The organism is Streptomyces sp. BL1 (assembly GCF_057628045.1).
Map to the genome: position 1 here is coordinate 8,009,806 of NZ_JBXYWZ010000002.1, position 15,982 is coordinate 8,025,787.

Consider the following 15,982-nt stretch of genomic DNA (forward strand, 5'->3'; position numbering starts at 1 on the left):
GCCCGGCCGCCCCCTCGAACCACCGCCAGGAGCACCATGCCTGAGTCCCCGACGACGTCCGTACGACTGGCCTACGGCCGGACCGGCCTGCTCGTCGATCTGCCCGCGGACCGCACCACCGTCGTGGAGCCGCAGTACCTGCCCGGCGCCGAGGACCCGCGCGCGGAACTGCGGTCGGCGCTGCGCGAACCGGTGGCCGGACCTCCGCTGCGCGAACTGGTCGGCAAGGGGCAGACCGTGGCGGTATCCCTCTGCGACAGCACCCGGCCCCAGCCGCGCCACCTCATGATCCCGGCGCTGCTGGAGGAACTGGACGGCGTGGTGCGGCTGGAGGACGTGGTGCTGCTGGTCGCCACCGGTACGCACCGCGCCAACACCGACGCCGAACTGCGCGAGATGCTCGGCGACGAGATCGTCGACACAGTGCGCGTGGTCAACCACGACGCCCGCGACGACGCCTCGTTGGTGTGGTGCGGCACGTACGGCAACGGGGTCCCGGTGTGGATGAACCGGGAGTGGCGCGCGGCCGATGTGCGGATCACGACGGGGTTCGTCGAGCCGCACTTCTTCGCCGGATTCTCCGGCGGACCCAAGCTCGCGGCGCCCGGACTTGCGGGCCTGGAAACGGTGTTGACCCTGCACGACGCCTCCCGCATCGGGCATCCCAACGCCACCTGGGGCCGCTGCGAGGGCAATCCGGTGCACGACGACATCCGGGCGATCGCCGCGGGCACCGGCGTCGACTTCTCCCTCGATGTCATCCTCAACCGCGAGCACGAGATCGTCCGGGCCTTCGGCGGGCGGCTGGAGGAGATGCACCTGGCCGCCCGTACGGAAGCCAGGCGGATCGCCATGCGGGAGGTGCCGGCGCCGTTCGACGTCGTCGTGACCACCAACTCCGGCTATCCGCTGGACCAGAACCTCTACCAGGCGGTCAAGGGCATGTCCGCAGCCGCGAAGGTCGTCAGGCCCGGCGGAATGATCATCTGCGCCGCGGAGTGCGAGGACGGCTTCCCCGACCACGGTTCCTACCGCGAGGTACTCTCCTCCGCGCCGTCACCAGAGGGCCTTCTCGGCGAGATCGCGGCGCGCGAACGTACGGTGCCGGACCAGTGGCAGGTACAGGTGCAGGCCAAGATCCAGAGCAAGGCCAGGGTGCTGGTCCACAGCGGATACCTCGCCGACGACGACCTGCGCTCCGCCCACCTCGAACCCGCCCCGGACATCGCGGCAGCCGTGGACACGGCGCTGGCCGAGGCCGGGCCCGACGCCCGGGTGTGCGTCCTGCCCGAGGGCCCGCAGACCATCCCCTTCGTCGCGGGCGAGGCGAGCTGAATGCGCCAGGCGACGGCAACACCCCCGCAACGGGAAGGACTTGACGTGACAGACGACCTGCTAGCAGCGCTGCGCGACCGCATCGACCGGGAGGAGCGGCTGATCGTCGCCTACTCCGGCGGCGTGGACTCGGCGCTGCTCGCCGCGGTGGCCAGCGACGTACTGGGCCCGGCCGCACTGAGCGTCACCGCGGTCTCGCCCAGCCTGCCGGACTCGGAACGCCGGAAGGCCAAGCAGTTCGCCGCCGACCACGGGATCGCCCACGTGGAGGTGTGCACCGACGAGGCGGAACGCCCGGAGTACGTGGCCAACGGCTCGGACCGCTGCTTCCACTGCAAGTCCGCGCTGTTCGACGCGATCGGCCCGCTCGCCGACGCGCTCGGAGCCCGCATCGCCCTGGGAACCAACCAGGACGACCTCGGCGACCACCGGCCGGGACTGCGCGCGGCCGCCGAACGCGGGACGGTCGCACCCCTGGTCGACGCCGGCTTCGGCAAGCAGGAGGTACGCGACGCGAGCCGCACCCTCGGCCTCCGTACCGCCGACAAACCGGCCGCCGCCTGCCTCGCCTCCCGGGTGGCCTACGGAGATCAGGTCACCCCGGAGCTCCTGGCCCGGATCGAGGCGGCGGAGGAGGCCGTACGGGCGCTGGGCTTCACCCGGTTCCGGGTGCGGGCTCACGCGGACGGCACGGTCGCCCGTATCGAGGTACCGGACGGCGAGATCCAGCAAGCGGCGGGCGTGAGGGGCGACTTGGACGCCGCCGTACGGGCAGCCGGTTTCGAGTTCTGCGCGCTGGACCTGGCCGGGTTCAGCAGCGGGCGGATGAACGCGCTGCTGCCGCTGACCGTCGTGGGCAGTGGGGCGGCGTGATGAGCGGCATCGCCGACCTGGGCTTCGCCTCGGTGGACACCGACCGGGAGCAGCGCCAGGGGCTCCCGGAAGTGGTGTACGCGCCGGGCAAGGAGCGGCACGAGATCGTCGCCATCGTGGCGCGGCTGCTCGCGGAGAGCAGCGGTCCCGTCCTCGTCACCCGTATCGAAGCGGAGGATGCCGAGGCCGTCCTCGGCGCGGTGGACGGGCATGCGCCCGGCTCGCAGGACGTTTCCGATGTGCGGGACGGTACGTATCACGCGCGGGCCCGGCTGCTCACTTGGCGGGCGGCGTCCGAACACGACACGCGGGTGCGCGTGGTGAGCGCGGGGACCGCGGACGGACCGGTCGCCGAGGAGGCACTGCGGGTGGCCCGCGCCATCGGCCTGGACGCGCAGCTGATCACGGACGTCGGCGTCGCCGGAATCCACCGACTGATGGCCCGCGCCCCGGAGTTGCAGGCCTCCGACATCGTGATCGTCGTCGCCGGGATGGAAGGCGCGCTGGCAAGTGCCGTGGGCGGCCTGGTGGGTTGCCCGGTCGTGGCGGTACCGACCTCCACCGGCTACGGGGCCGCACTTGAGGGAGTGACCGCACTGCTCGCGATGCTCACCTCCTGCGCCGCCGGCATGACCGTCGTCAACATCGACTCCGGATTCGGGGCGGCCATGGCCGCGCACCGGCTGGCGCACGTCATGCGGAACTCCCGTACGGACCTTGCCGGTTCCACCGCCCCGGCGGGTCACGCGGGGGAGTCCGGCCGATGATCCTGTGGCTCAACCCGTGCAGCGGAGTCTCGGGCGACATGCTGCTCGGCGCGCTCATCGGCCTCGGCGCTCCCGTCGACGGCATCCGCGACGCCATCTCCCGTACCGGGCTGACCGGTTGGCGGCTCGAGCACGAGGACGTCCAGAACGGCGGAATCCGCGCCACGCGCGCCCTGGTGCACGTCGACGACGAGAGCACCGAGCGGCACGCCGCCGAACTCCTCGACCTCGTACACCGGGCACGCCCCGAACCTGTCGCGACGGTCGCCACCGAGGCCGTACGGGCCATCCGCGACGTGGAGGCCCACCTCCACGACAGCGACCCGGACCGCGTCCACCTGCACGAAATCGGCGGCCACGACACGGTGGTGGACACCGTGGGCGTCGCCGCGGCCCTGCACCTGCTCGGCATCACCGAAGTCCGGTCAGCGCCGGTCGGGTTGGGCAGCGGAGTGGTGCGCTGCGCCCACGGCCTCTTGCCCGCACCCGCCCCGGCCACGCTCGCGCTGCTGCACGGGGCGCAGACCGTGGGCATCGACGTACAGGGCGAGACGGTCACCCCGACGGGCGCCGCGCTGCTGCGGGCGGCCGGCACGACGTACGGGCCACCACCCGCCATGACCGTACGGGCGAACGCCTTCGGAGCGGGCACCAAGGTCTTCCCCGGGCGGCCCAACGTACTGAGTGCAGTCCTGGGCGAACCGGTTGGCTCATCTCCCGTGTCCGGAACTGGAGTTGACGAACAACTGCTCCTGCTCGAAACGAACGTGGACGACATCAGCGGTGAGGTACTCGGCCATGTCATCGCCTCGGCCCTGGACGAAGGCGCCGCCGACGCTTGGTGCACGCCGATGGTGATGAAGAAGGGACGACCGGCACACGAGATCCACGTCCTGTGCCGCCCGGACCAGGCCCCCGCCCTGGAACGGCTGTTGCTCGCCGAGACGGGCAGCCTCGGATTGCGCACAACTGCCGTCCAGCGACGCGCACTTCCCCGCGAGCACACCACCGTGACCGTCCGCGGCCACACCATCCGCATCAAGCAGGGCCCCTGGCGAGCCAAGCCCGAATACGACGACCTCGCGGCAGCCTCCACAGCCCTCAACCTCCCGCTACGAGAGGTCACCGACCTGGCCCTCGCCCAGATCTCCGGTACGGGCTCCCAAGAGCCAAGCCAGCGCGGCCGGTTCCCGTGAGCGGCCACCCGTTTACGCTCACGTAATCGGCCTTTCGGGGACGTCCGCTGCTCGCGTTGTTCCGCATGGATGCGGAGTACAGGGGAAGTTGCGCGCGGTTCCCGTCACCGGTCGGTCTGTATCGTGTTCCTGATTTGTTCGCTGGTGAATCCAGTCAGTTTTCATTTCAGGAGAGAATGTGCTTCGATCTCGGCCTCGTCGGGCCACCGTTGGAACTCTCGCCGTCTCCGTTCTGGCGGTCGCCGCACTCGGCACGCCCTCTGTGGCTGTCGCGGAGGACGGTGAGCGCCACAGACCCGACAGGTCAACGGAAGCGGGGCAGAAGAGCTTTCGGCAGCCGGACAAATCGTTTGCGGCGTATGTCGGCAAGAACCGGTCGTCGACCGGCCACACCATGCTCGGCGGCTTCGGGCACGAACCGTCGAGTCACTGGATGGAGGTGGTGCCGGCACAGGACCACCCGAAGGGCTCCAAGATCACTGTCGGGGCCACCGACGAGGCCGACATGCCCGGCAAGCAGACCAAGATACCGCAGGCCAGGCACACTTACCGCTATCTCACCTCCAACTACTCCGAGTTCACCGGCATGCCGGCGCCGCTGACCAATGGAGGGCTGAACGAGAAGGGCGTCGCCGCGCGGGACGTCTGGTCCAACTCCCGCAAGGAATTGCTGGACATGACCCCGAAGGACCAGACCGGGCCGCAGTATTCCGATCTCTCCAGAATCGCGATGGAACGCGCCGGTTCGGCTCGGGAAGCAGTGGAGATACTCGGCGATCTCATCGACACCCACGGATACACCACATACGGCGGCAACTCGCACCTGTTCGCGGACGGCGACGAGGGCTGGGTTTTCGTGGAATACGCGGGCGGCAAGGGACTCTGGGCGGCCGAACGGCTCGGCCCCGACGACATCCGCGTCTCCTACCCCGGCTACATCAAGAAGTTCCCCACCGACGCCGTGGACGGCAAGAACCCGGACTTCATGGGTTCGAAGAACCTCGTCTCGTTCGCCGAGAAGAAGGGCTGGTACGACCCGTCGGAGGACAAGACCTTCGACCTGCAGAAGGTCTATCAGGAGCCGTTCCCCACAAAGTCCTTCCCGGTGGGCAAGAACGCCGACCCCGGGGACCCGGCTCCGTACCGCAACCCGGTCTCACTGGAGAAGGAATTCGCCGAACTGGGCAAGGTGAGGCTGGAGGACATGATGCGGATCGTCCGTGACCCCCGCTGGTCCGACGACCGGTCGGGATACGGGCAGGTCGCCGACCTCGACCCCGAGCTCCCCGACCCCCGCCTCGCCACTCTGTGGATGGCGCCCACAGCCGCCGTGACCGCCCCGTACATCCCCGTGGCGATCGGCACCGGCAAACTTCCCGTCGAATACACCCAGCACCGGTACCTGACAGCCGGAGCCTCGGCCGAGTACCTCGAACCCGAGTACGCGGAACAGGAGGCGACCGAGTCGGCCACCCAGACCTTCAAGCGCCTCATGTACGCCACGTGCGCCCGCCCGCGTCTCTACTTGGGCGAGGTGACAGACGCCTTCGAGGGGTTCGAGGCCCAGCAGCTCAAGGACTGGAAGAAGGTGCAGCAGAAGGCCGCCGCCGACCCCGGCCGGGCCGGGGACATCCTCACCGGCTACACCGACAAGCAGGCGCTGGACGGGCTCAGGCTCGGCAACCACCTGCTCGACGACATTCTCAGCACGTCACGGGCCGAGGGCGGCCTCCACGAGCCGAGCAAGGGCGACACGGCGAAGGACGACGGCAGCACCGCGTCGGCGCGCTCCCGGCCGATGGGACTGCGAGGGGCCGAATCCGCACGTGACCGGATGAACTGCGATGTCGGCGGCGGCTGGGCGGACGGATCCACCCTCGACCGGGCCGGCCACTACGGCGACCCGGCCAAGGTGCCCGACTACTCCGCAGCCCGCGTCTCCGGACGTACGGCAGCCTCGGCCGAGCAGACCCGGGACGAGGGCCGGCAGACCTGGATCCCGTGGAGCATCACTGCCGTGTCACTTCTCGTGGCCGCGGGCGCGGTATGGCGCTCGAGGCGGCGCGCCTAGCCAATTCGTCCGGATCAGCCAGTTGTTGGTCCGGGTGTGGCGTGACGGTCGTGGACGGCCCCGCACCAGGCCGGACGTGGTGCGGGCCGTCCGCTCGGTGATCCGGACGAAACCCCTCAGTAGCTGTCGTAGCTGGGCTTGCCGTTCGGCCGGTAGACACCGACGACGGTGCCGCCCTTCGTCGTCGAGACGCTGACCGGCTCCAGCGCGGTGGGAATCGCTCCGTCGGCGAACAGCCGCTTGCCGGTGCCGACGATCACGGGATGGATGGTCAGCCGGTACTCGTCGACGAGGCCGTGTCGCATGAGGGTCTGGGCGAGGTCGCCGCTGCCGACGACGTTGATGTTGCCGCTGTCGGACGCCTTCAGTTCGCGTACGGCCTCGGCGACGTCGCCCTCCAGCAGCGTGGAGTTCTGCCACTCGACGGACTTCAGAGTCCGGGACGCCACGTATTTGCGCATGCTGTTCATTCGAGCGGTGAACGGGTTGTCGGGACCGGCGGTAGGCCAGTACGACGCGAAGATCTCGTACGTCTTGCGGCCGAGCAGCATCGCGTCGGCGTGCTCGTACCAACCGGTGACAGCCGCGCCGACCTCGTCGTCGTCCACCGGTTTCTGCCAGCCGCCGTGCTCGAAGCCGCTCTCGGCGTCCTCGTCCGGGCCGCCCGGCGCCTGCATGACGCCGTCCAGCGTCAGGAACGTACAAACAATGATCTTTCCCATGGTGCGATCCCTTCGTCGATAAGTAGACGGCACAGCCGCCGGAAACTCATCGGCGGAAGATCCGCAGCGCGGCGCCAGCTGTGGTCACAGACCCAGCAGCAGGTCCCGGACCGCGGCGGGCCGGGACAGGAACGGGTGGTGACCCGCGTCGAGTTCGACGACATCGCCGGCCCGGCGGGCGAACTCGCGCTGCAGCGGCGGCGGGGTGCCCCGGTCCTGGGCGCAGACGAGGTACGTCGAGGGCACCTGCTGCCACGCGGCCGCCTTGACCGGCTGCCCGGTCACCTGCACGCTCTGCCGGGCCAGGTGGTCCGCCGCCTGCGCCTGGACCTCGGCGTCGCAGTCCTGGAGGAACGTCTCCACGAGGAGCTCGGGGCGGACCCCGAACGTGCCGGCGTCCGGGTCGACGTCGAGGAACGGGGCGGGAGTGCCGTCCCCGAACTCCGAGAGGCTCTGGCCGACTTCGGGGAGGTAGCTGGAGACCAGCAGCAGATGGCGTACCGACCCGATACCCGCGGCGGCCTCCGCGGTGACGATGCCGCCGTAGCTGTGGGCGACGACGACGGCCGGCTCGTCGTCGTCCAGCAGCACCTGCCGCACCGCGGCGACGTCCTCGGACAGCCCCGGACCGCCGGCACCTCCGGGCGAGCCCGCCTCGCCGCAGCTCGGAAGCGCCGGAGCCACGCTCAACACCCCTCGCTCCCGCAGCAGTTCGGCAGTACGGTGCCACCACCACGCCCCGTCCCGCACACACGCCCCATGCACGAACACGACCCTCATCGATGCCTCCCCAACGCCCGGGCGAGGTGCCCAAGCGTGACCTCACGCTATATCGCCGCGCACAGCCCGCCCCCGGACTTCCCCGGCACCATCGCCCCACCAGCCAGAGCACTCCGACGCACCCGCGCAAGCCCTGAAGCGGCGTCAGAACATGTCGACCTGACGCCGGAGTACGTGGCCGGAGGTGGGCCGCGTAACGGAGCAGGACGTGGTCAAGGCGGCTGCCCGGGGGCCGAGTTGCTCCGGTGGCCCGGGCTGTCAGCGGTCGAAGCGGTCGGAGATCGCGGCGACGACTTCGGCCACCATGGTGCGGTCGAGGCTCACGGGGTCCCAGCCCTGGTGGATCCACCAGCCTTCCACCAGGGCGTCGAGCGCGCGGGCGGACGGTTCGCTGAAGTGCCGCAGGAGCGCCTCGCGCGCCTCGCGTTCGAACCGGCGGATCTGCTCGCGGACGGCACCGCTGAAGTTGCCGTAGGAGTACATCTCGCGCACCAGCCGCAACTCGCGGCCGGTCGCCGCGGTGGGACCGCAGATCGCGTCGACGAGAGCGTGCCGAGCCTCCTCCAGGCCGTCGGCGGCGTCCAGCGCACCGGTGTAGCGCGCCCCCATCTCGTCGCCGAACAGGGCGAACGCCTGCGTCAGGACGCTGTCCAGGCTGTCGAAGTAGTAGGTGAGGGAGCCCAGGGGCACTCCGGCCTCGGCCGCGATCTTTCGGTGCGTGGTGGCGTGCACGCCCTCCTCCGCGATCACGTCGAGCGCCGCCCGCCGGATCCGTTCCTTGCGCGTCGGATCGTTCGCCCGGCCCTTGCGCACCCGCTCGCCTCCTTCTGTCCCGGCAGCCCCGCGCGGCATCGTTTACAGTCTCCAGTATGTACGTGTGTACGCACTCTGGGACCGGAGGTGCCGGTGATGAAGGAAGCCGCAGGTGACGTGCCGGCGGGTGCCCCCGGGTACCAGCGGCTCATGGTGGCGAACGGCACCGGACCGCGAGGGCGGGAGGACCTGTGACGATCACCGGGGAGCGGCTCCAGCGCACCGCACGCGAGACGGCGGACACCCTCCCGGGAGTCAGCCGCGGGCGTCCCTTCGTCGAGAAGCTGGACGTCTACAAAGTGGCGGGGAAGGTCTTCCTGATCGTCACCGACGACCCTGACGAGCTGATCGTCACCGTCAAGTGCGAGCCGGACTACGGCGATTCCCTGCGGCAGGAACACGCGTCCATCGTCCCGGGCCGTTACCTCGACAAGGCGCACTGGATCTCCGTGGGGGCAGGACGGGGGATCACCGCACCGCTCGTCGAGGACCTGGTGCTGCACTCCTACGACCTCGTCCTGGAGTCGCTGCCCCGCCGCGAGCGGCCCGACGAGACCAGGGGCGGCAGCCCAGCAGCAGGGTCCACTCGGAGCGCCGGCCGATGACGCATTCCGAACCGGCCCTGCCCTTCTTCGACGACGAGGGATCGCGCCCGCTCGCCGACCGCCTGCGGCCACGAACCCTCGACGAGGTGGTCGGCCAGGACCACATCCTCGGACCGGAAGCGCCGATCGGACGCATGGTCGAGCAGCAACGGCTCGTCTCCGTCGTCCTGTGGGGCCCGCCCGGGTGCGGCAAGACCACCATCGCCCGCCTCCTGGCAGAGCGGACCGGCCTGGTCTTCGAGCCTCTGTCGGCGACCTTCTCCGGCGTCGCCGACCTGCGGAAGGTGTTCCAGACAGCCGGGCGCCGGCGTGAAGTCGGCCAGGGCACGCTGCTGTTCGTCGACGAGATCCACCGATTCAACCGAGCCCAGCAGGACAGCTTCCTCCCCTACGTGGAGGACGGCACGGTCGTCCTCGTCGGCGCGACGACCGAGAACCCGAGCTTCGAACTGAACGGGGCGCTGCTCTCCCGGTGCCGTCTGCTCGTCCTCAAACGGCTCGACGACGTCGCCCTGGAACGGCTGATCTCCCGGGCCGAACACCTCACCGGCCAGGAGCTGCCCCTCACAGGCGACGCGCGCCAGGCGTTGATCACCATGGCGGACGGAGACGGCCGCTATCTGCTCAACATGGCGGAAGAGCTCCAGGCGCTCCCCGCCGGGACCGCTCCACTCGATGTCGCCGGACTCGCGGAACATGTCCAGAAGCGGGCGCCGTTGTACGACAAGGCGCAGGAGAGCCACTACAACCTGATCTCAGCCCTGCACAAGTCGCTGCGCGGGTCCGACCCCGATGCCGCCCTGTACTGGCTCGCCCGGATGCTGGAGGGCGGGGAGGATCCCAGGTACCTCGCTCGCCGGCTCGTACGGTTCGCGGCCGAGGACGTCGGGATGGCCGACCCCCAGGCGATGCAGCAGACGCTCACCGCCTGGGACGTGTACGAGCGGCTCGGCTCGCCCGAGGGGGAACTCGCCCTCGCACAGGCCGTCGTCCACCTGGCCACCGCCCCCAAGTCCATTGCCGTGTACCGGGGTTTCGAGGCCGCCCGGCGCCGCGCACGCGAGACCGGATCGCTGATGCCTCCCCGGCACATCCTCAACGCGCCTACCCGGCTCATGAAGGATCTGGGGTACGGCGAGGACTACCAGTACGACCCCGACACGCCTGAAGGTTTCTCCGGAGCGGACTACTTCCCCGACGAGATGAGCCGGGAGACCTTCTACCGGCCCACCCGGAACGGGCACGAGCAGCACATCGGACAACAGCTCGCGCGATGGGCCCGGCTCCGGGAGCAACAGCGCGAGGACGAGGACTGAACGGTCCGGCCACTATCGATGAGGAAAGGTGCGGTGATGGAGGGATACGCCCTGCAGGACGCGGCGCAGGAGTGCGCCGAGGCACTTCCAGCGGCGGCTCTTGAGCATCCGTTCGGACCTGAATACGAGGTCTTCAAGGTCTGCGGCAAGGTGTTCATGCTGATGACCGAGGTGCCCGGCCGGCCGGTCGTGATCCTCAAGTCCGATCCGCAGGACGCCGAAGCCCTGCGCGCGTCGTATGCGGACATCTCTCCCGGCTTCCACATGAACAAGCGGCACTGGATCACGCTCGCCCCGGGCGAGTCGATCGACGAGAAGCTCGTCGAGGAACTGGTGACCGAGTCCTACCGGCTCGTGGCCGACAAACTGCCCGCCTCCACCAGACCCCTCGCCGTCGGAACTCTCGGCACCAAGCCGTAGCCGAACGGGAGCAGTACGAGCGGGCGTTGCTTCCCCGCATGCCGCAGGTAAGTCCCGGTTGCCGGCACGCACCGACAGCAGTGCCGGATGACGCCCGGTCACCCGTAGAGCTGTAAAACCTGCCTCGCTCCGGTGGGCGGTGAAGAGTGAGTTCTCCTGCCGCTTGTTCCGGAGAGAGAGTCATGGTCATCACCATTGTCGTCGTTGCTGTCGCCTTCCTCGCCGGCTTGGCGGCCAACCGCCTGCTGCGGCGCCGTCTGCTGGGGGACGAGGCCGAGCCGCTGACCGTTCGGGACCTCGTGGAACCTCTCCAGACGCTCGCCGTCCTGGTGCTGGCCTTTGTGCTGGTGATGGCCGCCGACTCGTACGGAAAGGCCGAGGAGGCGGCGCGCGTCGAGGCCGGTGCCGTGGAACACCTCTTCGAGGTCTCCGCGTACGCGCCGCACGCGGAGCGTCAGCCGCTCCAGGCGGACGCCATCTGCTACGCGCGCGCTGTCGTGTCCGGTGAGTGGCCGTCGATGAGGGGCGGGCACCACTCGGAGGCTCCCGACGTGTGGAGCAACGACTTCCGCCGCGAATTCCACAAGATGACCGGAGACGCGCAGTTCAGCATGCTCGTCGATGCCGACAAGGAGCGCTCGGACGCGAGAAGGGACCGGCTGTCCCAGTCGACCCCGGCCATCCCGGACGCCATCTACTGGTTCATGCTCATCACCCTGGTGATCACCGTGATCGCCCTCGCCTTCTGCCTCCCGTACCGGCGCGGCGGCACCGAGATCACCGCTCTCCTCGTCGTCACCGCCCTGCTGACGGCCTCGCTGCTCGTCATCCACGACGTCGACCGCCCCTTCGGCGGCATGATCACGGTGAAGCCCACCGCCATGATCGTCACCGACGAGGACGCCTCCGAGGAATTCGCCGCGACGTACGGCAAGGGGAAGCTCCCCTGCGACGCCGACGGCCGAGCCGTCTGAAGCACGTCCGGCCGTACGGGGGGGGGATCTGCGCAGGTCAGGTCCACATGGCACGCGGGCGAGGAGTTGGCGGGCCGACGCTGTGCCCACGACCCGGTCACCCGGTGGAGCGAGCCGGCGCCCCGTACGACCCGCGCCGCGAGGCTGCCGGGAGCGGTGGTCCGTCGCGGTAAGCGGAGTAGAGTTCCGGTTCGGGGAAAGGTCGTCGCCACAGGGAGAACGGGTGTCTTCTGCGAGCCAGTCGGGGAACGCGCGGACGCGGAGCAAGCGGGCTGACGCGGTACGCAACCAGCAGAAGCTGCTCGACGCCGCCGCCGAGGTGTTCCTCGCCTCCGGCGTCGACGCGCCCATCCGCGAGATCGCGACACGGGCGGGCGTCGGGATGGGGACGATCTACCGCCACTTCCCGACACGCGCCGACCTGGTCGCCGCCGTCTTCCAGCACCAGGTCGACGCGCTCGCCGAAGCCGGCCCGAGCCTGCTGGCCGACGCCGGATCGCCGCTGGCGGCGCTGCGCCAGTGGACCGACCGCTTCGTCGATCTCCTGGTCACCAAGCACGGACTCGCCGAGGCCCTGCAGTCGGAGAACAGCCGCTTCGCCACGCTCCACACGTACTTCCTCGACCGGCTGATGCCCGTCTGCGCGGAGCTGCTCGACGCCGCGGCCGGCGCCGGCGAGATCAGGCCCGGTACGCAGTCGTACGAACTGCTGCGCGGCATCGGCAACTTGTGCGTCGGTAGCGACGCCGACCCGCGCTACGACCCCCGCCGCCTGGTCGGACTGCTGCTCCAGGGGCTGGAGCAGCCGCGGAGGACCTGATGCGGAGCAACTGCGGGCGGTCTGATCAGGAGCGTCGGAGCTGCTTCACCGCCCCCACCGTCCCGATGACGGTGACGGCCAGGCCGACCCCGGTGAAGACCAGCGGCATCAGCCACATGGAAACGAACCCGTTGATCCGTGCGTCGGCCGGGGCCCCGGCGCGGTACAGCACGTCGACGTGCTCACCCACGTCGTACGAGGGCGGGTTGGAACCCGTGGAGCTCTCGAAGGTCCTCGTCGCGCTGTCCGCCGAAGTGAACCTCACCGTCGGGTAGGCCGCGGGCTCGTTGTCCGACTTCGACTTGCGGGACGTGCTGTGGTTGTCGCTCTTCCGCCACTCCATTCCCACCACGGTGCCCTGGGCGTGTTTCGCGTGCGTCACGAACGAGACCGAGGACCATGCCATGACGAGTCCGATGGTCAGGAACAGCGCGCCGAACGCTATCGCTCCGAACATGACCTTCCGGCCGGCGCGGTGCCCGCGTACCTGAACCTTCACTGCGTCCCTCTCACTTGGCCAAAGGGCCAAACGCTATCCGAGACGCCCGCGCGGATGCGCACCCGCCCCTCGCGGTCCGGTGCCGGGCCGCGGCGGGCGGCGCATCCTCGCGCCGGATATGCCTGCTGCCGGTTATCAACACACCCTTGACAGGGGCTTATTCAATGCAGAGGGTGCATGAAACCCGCCATTCAGGCCGGGTTGGTCAAGGGACCGGGCGCGCGAGGCTCCCGGCGAAGTGTCGTGCGCGGTGGGCCGTATGCGGCGTCGCCGGTGCCTGGTGACGAGAGGAGAACCGATGAAAGAAGCCCCGGAGACGAGTTCGGACACAGGCCCAGGGGCCGGCCCGGATACGGAAGCGGGGGAGGAGCCGGACGCCGCGGCCGTACCGGGCTCCGGGCAGAGCAGCGACGCCACCGTCTCGCTCGACGACGCACCGCTCAACCGATTCCACCTCAAAATCACGACGTTGACCTTCGGCGCGAACTTCTCCGACGGCTACCACCTGGGCATCATCGGCATCGCACTGACGCTGATCTCCCCGCAGATGCACCTGAGCGCGGCCTGGGAAGGCCTGTTGGGCGCGTCGGCGCTCCTCGGCATCTTCGCCGGCAGCATCGTGCTCGGCTGGGCGGCCGACCGCTACGGGCGGCAACTGCTCTACACACTGGACTTCCTGCTCATCGCCGTCGCCTCGGCGGCACAGTTCTTCGTGACCGGCCCTGCCGAACTGTTCGTCCTGCGCCTCCTGATCGGCTTCGGCATCGGCGCGGACTACGCACTCGGCCCGACACTGGTCGCCGAGTTCGTACCGCGCCGCTACCGGGGCGGCATGCTGGCCTCCCTCACCGCCATGTGGACCGTCGGCTACACCGCCGCCTACTTCCTCGGCAACTACCTCATCGGCTTCGGCGGCGACAGCTGGCGCTGGCTGCTCCTCTCCAGCACCCTGCCCGCCGTCTTCGTCCTGCTCATGCGCATCGGCACGCCCGAGTCGCCGCGCTGGCTGGTCAGCAAGGGCCGTATCGAAGAGGCCAGGGCAGTGGTGACCAAGCACATCGGGCCACGCGTGGACTTCTCCGAACTGCTGCGCCGCCAGGAACCTGCCGAGTCCTACGACTACCGGGAACTGTTCCGCGCACAGCACCGCAAAAGCACCCTCTTCGGCGTCCTCTACTACAACTGCCAGGTCATCCCGTACTTCGCCATCTACACGTTCCTGCCGGTGGTCATGGCACGAGTGGGCCTGGGCGGCGAGGACTTCCTCGGCAACGGGCTGCTGAACGTCTTCCTGCTGCTCGGCGGCGTGGTCGGCCTGTGGTTCGTCTCCCGCTTCACCCGACGGGGCTTCCTGCTCTGGTCGTTCATCATCATGGCGCTCGCGCTGGTGCCGATCGGGGTGTGGCCGCAGGCGCCGACGCTGGTGCTGTTCCCGCTGTTCCTCGTCTTCACGTTCATGATGTCGGCGTCCTCCAACCTGGACCAGGTGTATCCGCCGGAGCTGTTCCCCACGGCCCTGCGCAGCTCCGGAGTGGGACTGCTGAACGGGCTGAGCCGCGTCGGTTCCGCGATCGGTACGTTCCTGCTGCCCATCAGCCTGTCCGCGTACGGGTTCTCGACGTCGATGCTCGCGCTGGCGGCACTGCTGGTGGCGGGCGCGGTGGTCACCGTGGCGTGGGCGCCGGAGACCAAGGGGATGGCGCTGGACTAGCGGCATTCCGGTGGAGGCGATGCCGCCGTGAAGTGCCCTGCCGGCGGGGTGGGTGTGGCGCCCACCCCGCCGGTCTGCCCGTGAACGGGCCTGCGTGGTGGGTCAGTTGCCGCCGGTGACGCGGACGTAGTCGACCACGAGCTGGTTCGGGAACCGGGTGTTGCCGTCGGGGTCGCCCGGCCAGTCGCCGCCGACCGCGAGGTTGAGAATCATGTGGAAGGGGTGGTCGAAGACCCACTTGTTGCCACCCACGTCGGCGTTCGTACGCGTCTGGTAGACCTTGCCGTCCACGGACCACTCGATCTTGTTCGGCGACCAGTCGACGGCGAAGGTGTGGAAGCCGTCGGAGAACTTCTGGCCCGAGGGCAGGTTGTGGGCGGCGCCGATACCTCCGGAGCCCGAGTAGCCGGGGCCGTGGATCGTACCGTGCACGGTGCCCGGCTCCTTGCCGACGTTCTCCACGACGTCCAGCTCCCCGCAGGCGGGCCAGCCCGCGCTGCCGATGTCCTCGCCGAGCATCCAGAACGCCGGCCACATCCCCTGGCCGGCGGGGACCTTCATACGGGTCTCGGCGTGCCCGTACGTGGTGGTGAACTTGCCGGCGGTGTTGAGACGCGCCGAGGTGTACTGGCAACTGCCGTACCAGCAGGTGTAGTTCTTCGGGTTCTCCTTCTTGGCCGTGATGACCAGGTGACCGTCACCGTCGAGCGACGCGTTGTCCGTGCCGCTCGTGTAGAACTGGCGCTCGTGATTGTTCACGTTGTCGCCGGTCTCCTGCGTCCACTTCGAACCGTCGACGCCGGTGCCTTTCGCTCCGTCGAACTCGTCGCTGAAACTCGCCGCCATGGCGCGGGGCTTCGGCTGCGAGGTCGCCAGTGACGCGTCGGCCGACGAGGCCATCCAGGGCAGAGCGGCGAGCGCGGTGGCGGCCGCCAGGCCGGCCGATACGGAGGTCAGTTTTCTCATGGAAGGGCGCCTTCCTGTGGGGGTGGCCGACCGGGCGGCGCGGGGCGCCACCGGGGCCGGGGAGGGCGACAGGTAGGGCGTCGATCCGCCGCCTTCCGGAGGACAACCTCTGGC

The 15,982-nt window shown here is 69.5% G+C and carries 16 protein-coding genes; 11 read left to right on the forward strand and 5 right to left on the reverse strand.

Annotation, left to right across the window (positions count from 1 at the left end):
• The first annotated feature begins 36 nt into the window (after positions 1-36).
• The 5 genes from larA (at position 37) to AC3AGO_RS35415 (ending at position 6,242) form a co-directional block, all read left to right on the forward strand.
• On the forward strand, positions 37-1,335 hold the full coding sequence (gene larA / locus AC3AGO_RS35395; RefSeq protein WP_487824407.1) for a nickel-dependent lactate racemase: 1,299 nt from the start codon (positions 37-39) through the stop codon (positions 1,333-1,335).
• 45 nt (positions 1,336-1,380) lie between these two features.
• Positions 1,381-2,208: an ATP-dependent sacrificial sulfur transferase LarE gene (gene larE, locus AC3AGO_RS35400; RefSeq protein WP_487824408.1), complete on the forward strand. Its 828-nt coding sequence runs from the start codon at positions 1,381-1,383 to the stop codon at positions 2,206-2,208.
• On the forward strand, positions 2,208-2,975 hold the full coding sequence (larB, locus tag AC3AGO_RS35405) for a nickel pincer cofactor biosynthesis protein LarB (RefSeq protein WP_487824409.1): 768 nt from the start codon (positions 2,208-2,210) through the stop codon (positions 2,973-2,975). Before larE ends, larB begins: the two co-directional genes overlap by 1 nt.
• Complete coding sequence (gene larC, locus AC3AGO_RS35410) at positions 2,972-4,171, forward strand: nickel pincer cofactor biosynthesis protein LarC (protein WP_487824410.1); 1,200 nt, start codon at positions 2,972-2,974, stop codon at positions 4,169-4,171. The genes larB and larC overlap by 4 nt, the downstream gene beginning before the upstream one ends.
• 262 nt (positions 4,172-4,433) lie before the next feature.
• Positions 4,434-6,242, forward strand: a complete 1,809-nt coding sequence (locus tag AC3AGO_RS35415) for a C69 family dipeptidase (protein ID WP_487824919.1) — start codon at positions 4,434-4,436, stop codon at positions 6,240-6,242.
• 116 nt (positions 6,243-6,358) lie between these two features.
• Here AC3AGO_RS35415 and AC3AGO_RS35420 read toward each other — a convergent pair whose 3' ends face one another.
• From AC3AGO_RS35420 to AC3AGO_RS35430, 3 genes are all read right to left on the reverse strand, one after another.
• Entirely contained in the window at positions 6,359-6,964 is a 606-nt protein-coding gene (locus AC3AGO_RS35420; RefSeq protein WP_487824411.1) for a dihydrofolate reductase family protein, read from the reverse strand.
• A gap of 84 nt (positions 6,965-7,048) precedes the next feature.
• A complete protein-coding gene (locus tag AC3AGO_RS35425) occupies positions 7,049-7,744 on the reverse strand; it encodes an alpha/beta fold hydrolase (protein ID WP_487824412.1) in 696 nt (231 codons plus the stop codon).
• A 258-nt stretch (positions 7,745-8,002) separates the two neighbouring features.
• Positions 8,003-8,557, reverse strand: a complete 555-nt coding sequence (locus AC3AGO_RS35430; RefSeq protein ID WP_487824413.1) for a TetR/AcrR family transcriptional regulator — start codon at positions 8,555-8,557, stop codon at positions 8,003-8,005.
• A 191-nt stretch (positions 8,558-8,748) separates the two neighbouring features.
• On the opposite strand from AC3AGO_RS35430, the gene AC3AGO_RS35435 reads away from it, so the two are divergent.
• From AC3AGO_RS35435 to AC3AGO_RS35455, 5 genes are all read left to right on the forward strand, one after another.
• Entirely contained in the window at positions 8,749-9,162 is a 414-nt protein-coding gene (locus tag AC3AGO_RS35435; protein WP_487824414.1) for an MmcQ/YjbR family DNA-binding protein, read from the forward strand.
• Positions 9,159-10,478, forward strand: a complete 1,320-nt coding sequence (locus tag AC3AGO_RS35440) for a replication-associated recombination protein A (RefSeq protein WP_487824415.1) — start codon at positions 9,159-9,161, stop codon at positions 10,476-10,478. The genes AC3AGO_RS35435 and AC3AGO_RS35440 overlap by 4 nt, the downstream gene beginning before the upstream one ends.
• Before the next feature lie 36 nt (positions 10,479-10,514).
• A complete protein-coding gene (locus tag AC3AGO_RS35445) occupies positions 10,515-10,898 on the forward strand; it encodes an MmcQ/YjbR family DNA-binding protein (protein ID WP_487824416.1) in 384 nt (127 codons plus the stop codon).
• A 182-nt stretch (positions 10,899-11,080) separates the two neighbouring features.
• Complete coding sequence (locus tag AC3AGO_RS35450) at positions 11,081-11,872, forward strand: bestrophin-like domain (RefSeq protein WP_487824417.1); 792 nt, start codon at positions 11,081-11,083, stop codon at positions 11,870-11,872.
• A 223-nt stretch (positions 11,873-12,095) separates the two neighbouring features.
• Positions 12,096-12,692 (forward strand): TetR/AcrR family transcriptional regulator, encoded by a 597-nt coding sequence (locus AC3AGO_RS35455; RefSeq protein WP_487824418.1) that lies wholly within the window; start codon positions 12,096-12,098, stop codon positions 12,690-12,692.
• A 25-nt stretch (positions 12,693-12,717) separates the two neighbouring features.
• Here the strand turns inward: AC3AGO_RS35455 and AC3AGO_RS35460 are convergent, their stop codons facing one another.
• Complete coding sequence (locus tag AC3AGO_RS35460; protein ID WP_487824419.1) at positions 12,718-13,149, reverse strand: DUF3592 domain-containing protein; 432 nt, start codon at positions 13,147-13,149, stop codon at positions 12,718-12,720.
• A gap of 340 nt (positions 13,150-13,489) precedes the next feature.
• On the opposite strand from AC3AGO_RS35460, the gene AC3AGO_RS35465 reads away from it, so the two are divergent.
• Positions 13,490-14,902 (forward strand): MFS transporter, encoded by a 1,413-nt coding sequence (locus AC3AGO_RS35465; RefSeq protein WP_487824420.1) that lies wholly within the window; start codon positions 13,490-13,492, stop codon positions 14,900-14,902.
• 102 nt (positions 14,903-15,004) lie between these two features.
• Here AC3AGO_RS35465 and AC3AGO_RS35470 read toward each other — a convergent pair whose 3' ends face one another.
• Positions 15,005-15,868 carry a glycoside hydrolase family 16 protein gene (locus AC3AGO_RS35470; protein ID WP_487824421.1) on the reverse strand — a complete coding sequence of 288 codons (864 nt, stop codon included), beginning with the start codon at positions 15,866-15,868 and terminating at the stop codon, positions 15,005-15,007.
• Positions 15,869-15,982 lie beyond the last annotated feature (114 nt).